The organism is Dokdonella immobilis (assembly GCF_900115085.1).
In the GTDB taxonomy this organism is placed as follows: Bacteria; Pseudomonadota; Gammaproteobacteria; order Xanthomonadales; family Rhodanobacteraceae; genus Dokdonella; species Dokdonella immobilis.
Genome location: NZ_FOVF01000008.1, coordinates 110,187 through 121,776 on the forward strand (window position 1 = coordinate 110,187; position 11,590 = coordinate 121,776).

Consider the following 11,590-nt stretch of genomic DNA (forward strand, 5'->3'; position numbering starts at 1 on the left):
TCAGGCGCGATGCTTTTCCGGGGCGCATCGTCGAAAGGCATCGCGCCTGAAGGCGCTCCTACGCCGGTGCCGGCGAATGCGTGGATGTTGCGCGCGTTCATCGACGCAGAAAATTCCGCAGCAAGGCATGGCCATGCTGGGTCAGGATCGATTCGGGATGGAACTGCACGCCTTCGACGGCGAGCTCGCGATGGCGAAAGCCCATGATTTCGTCGCGACTGCCGTTGGCGCTCTCGGTCCAGGCCGTGACTTCGAGGCAATCGGGCAGCGAGTCCTTGTCGACCACGAGCGAATGATAGCGCGTGGCCTCGAACGGATTGGGCAGGTCGCGGAACACGCCCTTGCCGGTATGGTGGATCGGCGAGGTCTTGCCGTGCATGATCTGGCGCGCACGCACGACCTTGCCGCCGAAGGCCTGGCCGATCGCCTGGTGGCCGAGGCAGACGCCGAAGATCGGCACAACGGCCGAAAGCTCGGCGAGCAACTCAAGCGACACCCCGGCTTCGTTCGGCGTGCACGGCCCGGGCGAAATCACGATGGAACTCGGTTTGAGCTCGGCAATCTGCGCCACCGACAACTCGTCGTTGCGCACCACCTTGACGTCCTCGCCCAGCTCGCCCAGGTACTGCACGAGGTTGAAGGTGAAGCTGTCGTAGTTGTCGATCATCAGCAGCATGGCGGGCGCCCAGGGTTCGATCCGGGCGTGACGCCAGCGGAAGCGGCCGCCGATTGTATAGGCGAACCGTGCGGGCCTCCATCGACGCGGGAGGGTCCCGGCCCGCCGCCGATAGTGTCGGCCGCGGGCCGCTGCTGCCGGAAGCCGGATCGCTCTGGCCTCAGCGCGGCAGGTCGAACAGCAGGAACTCGGCGTCGTTGCCACCGTCGACCACCACCGCCGTTTCGTCGGTAATCTTCAGGGCGTCACCGCCCTTGAGGGCAATGCCGTTGGCCGACAGGGAACCGCGGATCAGGTGCAGATAGGCGATGCGGCCCGGCTCGAGCGCGTGCTGCAGACGATCGGCGCCATCGACGATCGAAGCGTAGATGGCCACATCCTGATGCACGAGCACCGAACCTTCGCGGCCATCGTCCGAAGCGATCAGACGCAGCCGTCCGCGCTTGGATTCCGTCGGGAAGTGCTTCTCCTCGTAGCTCGGCGCGATGCCACGGCGCTCGGGGATGATCCAGATCTGCAGGAAGTGCACCGGTTCGCGGTTCGAGTGATTGAACTCGCTGTGCTGCACGCCGGTTCCGGCGCTCATGCGCTGCACGTCGCCGTAGCGGATGACCGAGCCGGTACCCATGCTGTCCTTGTGCTCGAGGGCGCCATCAAGCACGTAGGAGATGATCTCCATGTCCTGATGGGCATGGGTTCCGAAACCCTGGCCTGGCTGCACGCGGTCCTCGTTGATCACGCGCAGGGGACCAAAACCCATATGTGCCGGATCGTGGTAGCCGGCGAACGAAAAACTGTGGCGCGACGACAGCCAGCCGTGCTCGGCCGGACCACGGTCCTCGCCTTTGTGGACTTGCAACATGATGCTTCTCCTGATCCTGTTCAAATTCATCGACACTTGAATTTCGGCTACTTGACGGGCCCGAACTCAGTGCTACCTTGGATGACGCGCATTATCCGCCCAGCAAACCGATTCCAAAAACGAGTAATTTCCGTGTCTATCATCGATTTCTTCGAATGTTGCGCCTGAGCCTCGATGCGCTCGAGGTCGTCGACGCGATCGATCGCCGCGGCTCGTTCTCGGCGGCCGCACGCGAGCTGTTCCGGGTGCCCTCGACGGTCTCCTACACGGTGGCCAGGCTTGAGGAAGACCTCGGCGTGGCGCTGTTCGAGCGTCACGGCCCACGCGTGGTCCTGACCCAGGCCGGCCAGGAGCTGCTGCGCGAGGGCCGACACCTGCTGAAGGCGGCCGAGGATCTGGAACATCGGGTTCGCCGCGTCGCCTCGGGCTGGGAAACCGAGTTCGCCATCGGCATCGATTCGATGTTCGCGCCGATCTGCCTGCGCGCCGAAATCGAAGCCTTCTGCGCGGTGGCCGAACAGACCCGCCTGCGCATCGCCCAGGAGACCCTGTCTGGTACCTGGGAGTCGCTGCTCGATCATCGCGTCGACCTGCTGGTCGGCGCCGCCGGCGATGGCCCCTCCGGAGGCGGCTATGGCTCGGTACCGCTTGGCACCATGCAATTCGTTTTTGCCGTCGCGCCCGAACACGCCTTGGCGCGCCTGCGGCGACCGCTCGGCAAGGGCGATCTGCAGGCCCACCGGGCCATCGTTGCGGCCGACTCCGCGCGCCGACTGGCGCCGCGCACGGTCGGCGTCATGCTCGGGCAGGACACGCTGACCGTACCCGACATGCGCAGCAAGCTCGACTTCCAGCTGGCGGGGCTCGGCTTCGGCTTCCTGCCGAAGGCGTGCGCCCAGGCCGCCATCGATGCCGGTCGCCTCGTCGCCCTGGAGGTCGAGGAGCCCAAACCCGACGAGACCTTTCACCTCGCCTGGCGCACCGAAGAGGGCGGGCAGGCACGCGCCTGGTGGCTGCACGCGATGGGCCAGCCGAACGTGTTCGACCGCATGCTGCGTCATTGCATCGAACCTTCATTCATGGCGGAGGCTGTGCCTTGACCCCTTCTGCGTTGCCGCACCCGAACGAACTGATAACCCTGGTCATCCGCCACCTGATCCGGCCTGGCCTCGCACCAGCCTATGAAGCGTGGCTCAGCCGGATCATGCCGATCGCACATGACTTCCCTGGCCATCTTGGTACCCAGGTGATTCGTCCGACGACTGCGTCGGAGCCCTACACGATCGTGATCCGCTTCATCGACAGCGAACATCTGAATGCATGGATGGGTTCGCCGCAGCGGCGCGCACTGATTGCCGAGATCACGCCGATCCTGGCCAGCCCCGATACTTTTGAAACACATCCCGGTGCGGCGTTCTGGTTCACGCCGAGCGTCGTCGGCAGCCGCGCGCCCGTACGCTGGAAGCAGGCCCTGCTGACCCTGCTCGTGATCTATCCATTGACCGTGCTGGTGCCGTTCCTCCTGCACCCGCTGTTCGACGCCGTGCCCTGGTTCGCAACCCAGCCGCAGCGCGGACTGCTGGTCACGCTGTGCATGGTGCTGCTCGTCGTCTACCTGATCATGCCGCGGATGACGCGTTGGCTGGCGGGGTGGCTGACGCGCTGAATCAGACCGGCTGCGGACTCTCGCCGGCAGCCTCGCCGGGGGTTGGCAACTGGTTGGCCGCCTCGAGGCGCTGGGCCAGGCGCACCAGCGATTCGACCGAATCGCACATGCTGCGCGCGATTTCACTTTCGCCCATGATCGTGGCGTCCGCGCCGGCCTTGTGCAGATAGGCGACCTCCTCGTCGGAGTGCGCGCGCGCAAGGATGGCCAATCCCGGATTGGCCTCGCGGGCCAGCTTGATGATCGGGCCCGCCTCGAGGGCCTGGGAGATCGCCACCAGCAGCGCGCGCGCGCTGCCCAGATGGGCGTCGCTGAGCACTTCGGTCGAGACTGCGTTGCCGAAGATGCACGGAATGCCGAGCTTGCGCGCGTCGATGCAGTGGTCGCGGTCGGAATCGATCAGGACCAGCGGCATGCCGTGCTCGTGCAGCGCCCGGGCCACGCGCGAACCGACCTGGCCATAGCCGACCAGGATGATGTGGTTGGCGGTCGGAATGGCGGCGCGATCCGGCAGGATATCGTCTTCGCGGCTATCCAGTGAGCGCTCGGCGGCCGCATGGATCTCAGGCCCGTGAGCGGCCGACCAGCGATCGAGCAGGACGAACAGCATTGGATTGACGATGATCGAAAGCAGCGCGGCGGCGAGGATCAGGTTGCGCGCGTCGGGGCTGAGCAGACCGAGGCTGACGCCCAGCGCGGCGAGGATGAAGGAAAACTCGCCGATCTGGGCCAGCCCGGTGGCCAGGGTCAGCTGGGTCTGCTTCGGCTGGCGAAAGATGCGGGTGACGATGAAGCCGCAAAACGAATTGCCGAGCACGATGATCAGGAAGGTGGCGAGGATCGCCAGTGGTTGCTCGAGCAGGATGTGCGGATCGAACAGCATGCCGACCGAAACGAAGAACAGCACGGCGAAGGCATCGCGCATCGGCAGCGAATCGTTGGCCGCCGCATGGCTGAGCTTGGACTCGTTGAGCATGACCCCGGCGAGGAACGCACCGAGCGCGAAGGAAACCTCGAAGATCGCCGCGGAAACATACGCCACGCCAAGCGCGATCGCGAGCACGGCCAGGGTGAACAGTTCGCGCGAGCCGATGCTGGCGGTGCGCTCGAGTGCCCACGGAATGACGCGCCGGCCAATGGCCAGCATCAGCACGATGAAGACGGTGACCTTGCCAAGGGTCCAGCCCAGTGCACTGAGCAGGCTGCCGCGAGCGCCGGCATCGGCCGCATCACCGCCGAGCACGCCGGCCAGCGGCGGCAGCATGACCAGCACGAGCACCATCAGCAGGTCTTCGACGATCAGCCAGCCGATCGCGATGCGACCGCGCTGGGTTTCGAGCAGGCGGCGTTCCTCGAGCGCGCGCATCAGGACCACCGTGCTGGCCACGGACAGGCAGACCCCGAAGATCAGCCCCGAACCCCAGCTCCAGTCCATGAACCAGCCGAGCAGCATGCCGAGACTGGTCGCCACGAGCACCTGGAACAGGGCGCCGGGCACGACGATCTTGCGCACCGCCCAGAGGTCGCCGATCGAGAAGTGGAGGCCCACGCCGAACATCAGCAGGATCACGCCGATTTCGGACAGTTGCTGGGCGATCGCCGAGTCGGCCACGAATCCGGGCGTGAATGGACCGACCACGACCCCGGCGACGAGATAGCCGAACAACGGCGACAGGCGCAGGCGCTGGGCCAGCATGCCGAACACGAAGGCCAGGCAGATGCCGCCGACGAGCATCGCGATCAGGGGCGTATGGTGCACGTTCGTCCCTCCTTCACCCGCGCGAGCATCGCTCGGGCGTGGACTTCACTATAGCAAGCGTCGATCGGGCCACGCGCTCGGCACACGCCCATGCACGGCGCGCGTGCGGCGCGGCCGGGTCGAATTGAAGGGACCTGCCTGAGATCAGCGAACGGGGCAGTACTCGAGCTTCGGGATGTCGGCGTAGAACGACCACAGCTGCGAGTAACCACTCAGCAGCTCGGCCTGCAGCGCCGCCGACCAGACCCTGCCGCAGGCGGCATGGCGCGCCTTCGCGTCGGCCGGGCAGGCGTCGGTGAACGTGTAGTAATCCGATGCCTCGCTCATCGTGCAATGACAGGTCACGCTGCCGTCCGCATGCACCGCGCACGGGGCGTCGAGGCAGAACGCCCAGACTCCGGCATCCTCCCCCGTGCACGCGAGCGAGTGCTTGGCCGCTTTTTTCGCGGTGCGCGTGAGGTCCCAGACCGAGAACGTCGAGGTCAGCGTCGCGGCGCGCGATTGGCAGGTCGAATCGCCGATGTTGAGTCCATCGAGTGGGCCTTCACAACGGCAGGTCGCGTGCTGCGGATCCTTCGCGTCGATGCTGCAGGCGGCCGACGAGCACAGCGCGTAGCGTCCGTCGCAGATCTGCTGGCCGCCGGAACTGTTGGCGCGAGCCAGCGTGAGCGCGGAGACACCGGCAAGCACGACCGATGTGAGGATCGACGCGAAGCGGAATCCGGAGTCCATGGCAACGTCCTCGAAGCGAAGGTCATCGCAGGCTAGCATCCACTCTGCGCGAACTTCCAGTTCTATCGATGTGGCGCCCGTGGAATCGCAAGAGCCACGTCTGCTCAGAGGCCAGCGGCCGCCTTCGTGACCGCACGGAACAGGGCGCGGCCTTTGTTCATCGTCTCCTCCCACTCGGTAGCGGGATCGGAGTCGTAGACGATGCCAGCGCCGGCCTGCACATGCAGGCGCCCGTCTTGGATCACTGCGGTGCGGATCGCGATCGCGGTGTCGGTGTCGCCGTCCCAGCCGATGTAGCCGATCGCGCCGGCGTAGATGTTGCGCTTGATCGGTTCGAGTTCGCGGATCACCTCGAGCGCGCGGATCTTCGGCGCGCCGCTGACCGTGCCGGCCGGGAACGATGCCTTCAGTACATCCATGGAATTGAGGCCCTCGCGCAGCTCGCCTTCGACCTGGCTGACGATGTGCATGACGTGCGAATAGCGCTCGACCACGAAACTGTCGGTGAGTCGCACCGTGCCGGTCCTGCTGACCCGGCCGACGTCGTTGCGGCCGAGGTCGATCAGCATCAGGTGCTCGGCACGCTCCTTCGGATCGGCGAGCAGCTCGGCCTCGAGGGCAAGATCTGCTTCGGGAGTCGCGCCGCGCGGGCGCGTGCCGGCAATGGGACGCAAGGTCACGCGGCCCTTCTGTTGGCGCACGAGGATCTCCGGCGATGAGCCGACGATCTGGGTCGCGCCGAGGTCGATGAAATACATGTACGGCGACGGATTCATCGAACGCAGGGCGCGGTAGACGTCGACCGGCCGCGCGCGGAACGGCACGCTGAGGCGCTGCGACAGTACGACCTGGAAGATGTCGCCAGCGCGGATGTAGTCCTGGGCCCGGCGCACGGCGTTCTCGAAGCCTTCGCGCGTGAAGCCCGATACGAAGTCCGATTCATCCAGGGGCTTCGGATCGAGCGTTTCCGGATAGCTCGAGCCCGCGTGGCGCAGGCGGAATGCGAGCTGGTCGAGGCGCCGGCAGGCCTGCGCGTAGGCCTGCGGCTGGGCCGGTTCGGCATGTACGATCAGGTATAGCCGGCCCTTGAGGTTATCGAAGACCGCGACTTCCTCGCTCAGCATCAGCAGCGCGTCGGGCGTGCCGAGCGGGTCGGGCTTGTCGTCCATGGCGAATCGCGGTTCGATCCAGCCGATCGTTTCGAAGCCGAAATAGCCGACCAGCCCGCCGGTGAAGGCCGGCATGTCGGGCAGCACCGGCACGCGGTACTGCGCCCGCAACGCTTCGATCTCGGCGAGCGGATCGGCCAGTTCGCGCGTCTCGACGACTTCACCGAGGTCCTCGATGCGAAGCGTGCGCCCGCGCAGCGAATGGATGCGCCGGCAGGGCAAGCCGATGATCGAGTGGCGTCCCCAGTTCTCGCCGCCCTGCACCGACTCGAGCAGGTAGGCATAGGGACCATCGGCGAGCTTGAGGTAGACCGAAAGCGGCGTGTCGAGATCCGAGAGCACCTCGCGCATGACCGGAATGCGGTTGTAACCCTGCGCGGCGAGCGCGTTGAATTCGTCCTGGCTGATCACGAAACGGGTCTTCGGCGGCGGGCGGCCCGAGAAGATAGCAGGGCCCAACCGGGTGCAAAAGCGCCGTCTGGATCCACCAGGGAGGATCTGAACAAGTGGAACAACCGCCACGACGCCTGCCTGCGCGCAGGCAGGCGTCGCCCAAGCGATTGATTCAATGAACCAAGGGTGGCGTCCACAAGGCCCGGCCCAGGCGTCGCGCCAAATCCCTATCCGTCGCCGAATCCGTCGGCGAAGATGGCATCGAGGACGACCACGGCCGGATCGCGGACGATGTCGTAGTCGCCGCTGCCGAGTGGCGATTCGCGGCCCCAGTAGAGCTCGACGAGACCGGGCGACGCGCCGACCAGCGGGTGGGGTTCGACGTCGTTCTCATCGGCGCTCGCCGTCACGACGATGTCATCGCTCCAGTTCGCCCCATCCGCCGAGCGGCGCGCCGCGATGTCGAACTGGCCACCGGCCTCGCGAATCCAGAACAGGACGAACGCATCGTCCCGCATCACCACCGGCAGTGAATCGTGGTTGTTGCCGCTCGTCGCAAACGCCTGCGCCGGCGCGCCCCAGTCGCGCAGGTCGGTCGTGGTCTTGACCCACATCTGCAGGTCCGTGCCGCCGGTCTGGTAGCTGGCCAGATAGAGGCCGTCGCTGTCACGATAGGTGATCCGCGGCAACTGGCCATTGGCGTTGATCGCGGTCTGTTGTGCATCCCAGGTCACCCCGCCGTCGCTCGATTCGGCGACGTAGACGCCGCCCGAGAGGCGCTGGTAGCTCATCGTCAGCCTGCCGTCCGCGCGGCGGATCACGTGCGGATTGACCTCGCCGCCGGTCGCCCAGCCGAGGTCGAGCATGCCCTGTTCGCTGAAGGTGATGCCGTCGCTGCTGGTCGCGCGCCACAGGCGGTAGCTCGAACCCGCGCCACTGCCCTTCAGATAGAACAGCGCAAACGCACCCGGTGCCGTCTCGACCAGGGCCGGGTGGCGTTCGTTCGCGGCGCTCGCGATGATCGGGACCGGTGGACTCCAGGTCTGGCCGCCGTCGATCGATCGGGTCAGCCACAGGTCGCCGGACACCGACGCATCCAGGCGTTCGAAGACGACGATGCGGGCGCCGCCGCTGCTCGCGCGCAGGATCGCGGCCTGGTAGTCGAGCCCGCTGCCCGAGGTCACCGGTTGCACGCTGGCCGCGGCCAGCGCCGGCAACATGCCGAGCAGCACGAAGGCGCATGCACGAATCATGGTCATGTGGAATCACTCTCGCTGAGGCGTCGGCGCGGCATGCCGGCCAGGCGCAGGCTGAATTCGACGCCGCTGCCGTCGGCGAGATTCGCCGCCGAGGCGCGTCCACGGTGCAGCTCGGCGACCAACCGCACGACATGCAGGCCGAGCCCGAGATGGGGTGTCTCGCCGGCCGTCCGACTCGAGCGTTCGCGCAGGCTCACGAGCGAATCGAACAGGCGATCCTGGAGCTGCCTCGGCAGCGCGGGGCCGCTGTTGGCCATCGTCACGAGCACGCCGCCATGCTCAGCGCGCAGGCCGATCGCGATCCAGCCATCCTCGGCGCTGAACGAGCGCGCGTTGTCGAACAGCTTGTCGAGCGCCTGGGCGAGCAGGTCCGGTGCGCCATGGAACGGCAGCGGCGAGTCCGGCAGGCTCACGCGCAGGTCACGCGTGCCGGCCAGGGCCCGATAGCCTTCGGCGCATCCGGCGACCAGCGCACGCAGGTCGAAGTCCTCGGCATCGGCCGATGCGATGGCGCGCTCGACGCGACTCGATTCACTCATCGCGCGGACGATCGCACCGAGCCGTCCGGCCCCGTCGCGGGCGCGGTCGAGATAGGACTGCGAGTCGGCCGGCAAGCCCTGGTGATCGAGATTGTCGAGCGAGGACTTGACGATCGCGAGCGGTGTGTTGAGCTCGTGCGAGAGTTTCGAGGCCAGCGTGCGCAGGTACTCGGTGTAGGCCTCGACTTCGTCGAACAGGCGGCCGAAGCTGCGCGCGAGGTCGCCCAGTTCGTCGTTGGCGTCCGCCAGCGGCAACGGGCCTGACAGGCGGCCGCCGGCGCGCGTGGCGCGCTCGGTGGCATTGCGCAGGCGCCGGATGCGCCAGCTCAACAGGCCGCCGAACAGCAACAGCAGTGCGGCGGTGACGAGCAGGGCCAGCAGGCTCGCGCCGAGCAGACTCGACAGGGCACGGTTGGCCAGCATCGGCAAGGCCGGATTGGCCTGTTCGAGGACGAGGGCGCCGAGCAAGGCATCGCGGCTGCGCAAGGGCACCGCGGCGACCAGCAGCACGCCGCCGTCGTCGCTCGATCGCCATCCGGTCGCCGGCGCCCCGGACAGGGCCTGCCAGAGATCCTCGCCCTGCAGGCGCGGGTCGATCGTGCCGAACGCGTCCACGTTCGGTCGCCTCGCCGTCGCATCGGTGGACTCCGGGGCGAGCAGGTTGCGATAGATCAGTCCGGCCAGCCAGCCCTGCTGGGCGGACGAGGGCGCCACCGCATCGAGCGAACCGCCCGCGGCGACCAGCCAGCCATCGGCAGAAACCATGCGCACGCGCACGTGTTCGGGGGCCAGTCGCGCCAGCATGTGCGCGGTCGTTTCGTTGTAGCCGAGCAGGGCCAGCGCCTGTCCCGGCACCGGATCCGGCACCGCCGAGTCGTGCACGTCGAAGCGCAGGTGGTCGGGTACTTCGTCGCGTCGCATGCGCAACTCGATGCTGTAGCTCGAGCCGTCTTCCTGCCATTCGCCGGTCAGGCGATCGGGAAACGGGCCGATGCCGTCGATGGCCGGCGCATCGAAGCTGCCCGGAGCCGCGCTGGCGATCCGGTAGCGCCGGCTCTGATCGCCTCGGCTCAGGACCAGGTCGAGATAGTCGCTGCGTGCGATCGCCGGGTCGCGCGCGTCGACGCGCTGGCGGGTTGCATCGCGGACCTGGGCGAACAGGTAAAGCCACTGCGCATCCTCGGCGAGCATGACCTCGAGTTTCGCGCTGTCGCCATCGGCGGCGAAAGTCTGCGCATAGGCACGGAACGGTTGCCAGTCATCGGCGTAGCCATCGATCCGCAGCACCGTGCTGCGCTCGTGCACATAGAGTGCGGCATCGGGTTGCGGCGGCTCGATGCCGAGCACGTCGAGTGCGCGCGCCAGGGTGCTCGCCGAGGCCAGCAGGGTCTGCTCCTGGCCCTGGCGCAACACCGCCTCGGTCTGGCGCACGAACTGCCAGCCAGCCCAGGGCAAGGTCAGGGTCGAGAGGGCGACGAGCAGGAGTTTCAGGCGGAGGGACATTCAGGGGCCGGGAATGGAGAATGGGGAATGGAGAATCGATGAGGAGCAGTGCTTTTCAAGATTCCGCTCTGCTTATTCAAATGGCCATTCAGCAATCGAAGCTCGCTCGGCAACTGCGATGGTTGAATCATTTCGGGAAACCCGGCTTTTTCCATTCCCGACTCCCCATTCCCGACTCCCCATTCCCCATTCCCAGTTCCAACTCATTCCCGGCTCCAACCCATTCCCTATTCCCCATTGTCCATTCCCGGCTAGCCCCGACCAACCCACCGATACCCCGCACCATGCACGGTGTCGATGGCGTCGAAGGCCGGGTCGATGGCGAGGAACTTGCGGCGGATGCGTTTGATGTGGGAGGTGATGGTGGCGTCGTCGACGACGACCTGGGCGTCGCGCATGAGTTGTTCGCGGCTCTTCACGTGGCCGGGGAAGCGCACGAGGGTGTGCACCATCCAGAATTCGGTCACGGTCAGCGGCACTTCCTCGCCGTTCCAGGTCACGCGCATGCGTTCGGATTCGAGGCGCAGCGGGCCCTGTTCGTGGACGCTGTCGGCGACGGTCGGCTTGCGCAGCGCCTCCATGCGCCGGAACAGCGCGCTGATGCGTGCAGCGAGCTGGTGGAACGAGACGTCCTTGGCCAGGTAGTCGTCGGCGCCGAGGCGTAGTCCGGAAATCACGTCGAAATCCGAGTCGCGCGCGGTCAGGAAGATGATCGGCAGGGTCGGCGCCCTGGCCCGCAGGCTGCGACAGAGGTCGAAGCCGCCCTCGGGTTCGTCGCCGAGGCCGACATCGATGATGACCAGCTCGGGCATGCGCTGGGCGAAGGCGGTTTCGGCCTCGATGCGACCGGCATGGCCGCGCACTTCGTAACCGGCGCGGGTCAGGGCCTCGACATAGTTGGCCCGGATCAACGGTTCGTCTTCGACGATGGCGATGCTGCGCGGCATTGGCGGTACTCCCGGGACTGGAATCGAGCTTACGCAGCGCCGCGGGCCGTGCGCAATGCGCGGGGCGCATTTGCCCGCAAATCGC

General features: G+C 66.8%; 10 protein-coding genes. 2 read left to right on the forward strand and 8 right to left on the reverse strand.

The features are described 5' to 3' along the window. Positions 1–97 precede the first annotated feature (97 nt). Both BM125_RS08295 and BM125_RS08300 read right to left on the reverse strand, forming a co-directional pair. Positions 98–676 (reverse strand): anthranilate synthase component II, encoded by a 579-nt coding sequence (locus BM125_RS08295; RefSeq protein WP_092406833.1) that lies wholly within the window; start codon positions 674–676, stop codon positions 98–100. Between the two features lie 160 nt (positions 677–836). Beyond that, positions 837–1,538: a pirin family protein gene (locus tag BM125_RS08300; RefSeq protein WP_092406835.1), complete on the reverse strand. Its 702-nt coding sequence runs from the start codon at positions 1,536–1,538 to the stop codon at positions 837–839. 158 nt (positions 1,539–1,696) lie between these two features. Between BM125_RS08300 and BM125_RS08305 the strand changes: the two genes are divergently transcribed. Together BM125_RS08305 and BM125_RS08310 are read left to right on the forward strand one after the other, a co-directional pair. Then, positions 1,697–2,638, forward strand: coding sequence for a LysR substrate-binding domain-containing protein (locus BM125_RS08305; protein WP_217647835.1), 942 nt, complete (start codon positions 1,697–1,699; stop codon positions 2,636–2,638). Beyond that, positions 2,635–3,204 (forward strand): antibiotic biosynthesis monooxygenase, encoded by a 570-nt coding sequence (locus BM125_RS08310; RefSeq protein ID WP_217647831.1) that lies wholly within the window; start codon positions 2,635–2,637, stop codon positions 3,202–3,204. The genes BM125_RS08305 and BM125_RS08310 overlap by 4 nt, the downstream gene beginning before the upstream one ends. Before the next feature lies 1 nt (position 3,205). On the opposite strand, the gene ybaL is transcribed toward BM125_RS08310, so the two are convergent. The 6 genes from ybaL to pdsR all read right to left on the reverse strand — a co-directional run bounded on the left by ybaL (position 3,206) and on the right by pdsR (position 11,505). Further along, positions 3,206–4,963 (reverse strand): YbaL family putative K(+) efflux transporter, encoded by a 1,758-nt coding sequence (gene ybaL, locus BM125_RS08315; protein ID WP_092406841.1) that lies wholly within the window; start codon positions 4,961–4,963, stop codon positions 3,206–3,208. A gap of 144 nt (positions 4,964–5,107) precedes the next feature. Continuing rightward, entirely contained in the window at positions 5,108–5,695 is a 588-nt protein-coding gene (locus BM125_RS08320; protein WP_139224911.1) for a hypothetical protein, read from the reverse strand. Between the two features lie 104 nt (positions 5,696–5,799). Next, entirely contained in the window at positions 5,800–7,275 is a 1,476-nt protein-coding gene (trpE, locus tag BM125_RS08325; RefSeq protein WP_092406896.1) for an anthranilate synthase component I, read from the reverse strand. Positions 7,276–7,484: 209 nt separating this feature from the next. Then, complete coding sequence (locus BM125_RS08330) at positions 7,485–8,516, reverse strand: sialidase family protein (protein ID WP_092406845.1); 1,032 nt, start codon at positions 8,514–8,516, stop codon at positions 7,485–7,487. Next, positions 8,513–10,558 carry an ATP-binding protein gene (locus tag BM125_RS08335; protein ID WP_092406847.1) on the reverse strand — a complete coding sequence of 682 codons (2,046 nt, stop codon included), beginning with the start codon at positions 10,556–10,558 and terminating at the stop codon, positions 8,513–8,515. The genes BM125_RS08330 and BM125_RS08335 overlap by 4 nt, the downstream gene beginning before the upstream one ends. 251 nt (positions 10,559–10,809) lie before the next feature. Continuing rightward, complete coding sequence (gene pdsR, locus BM125_RS08340; protein WP_092406849.1) at positions 10,810–11,505, reverse strand: proteobacterial dedicated sortase system response regulator; 696 nt, start codon at positions 11,503–11,505, stop codon at positions 10,810–10,812. Positions 11,506–11,590 lie beyond the last annotated feature (85 nt).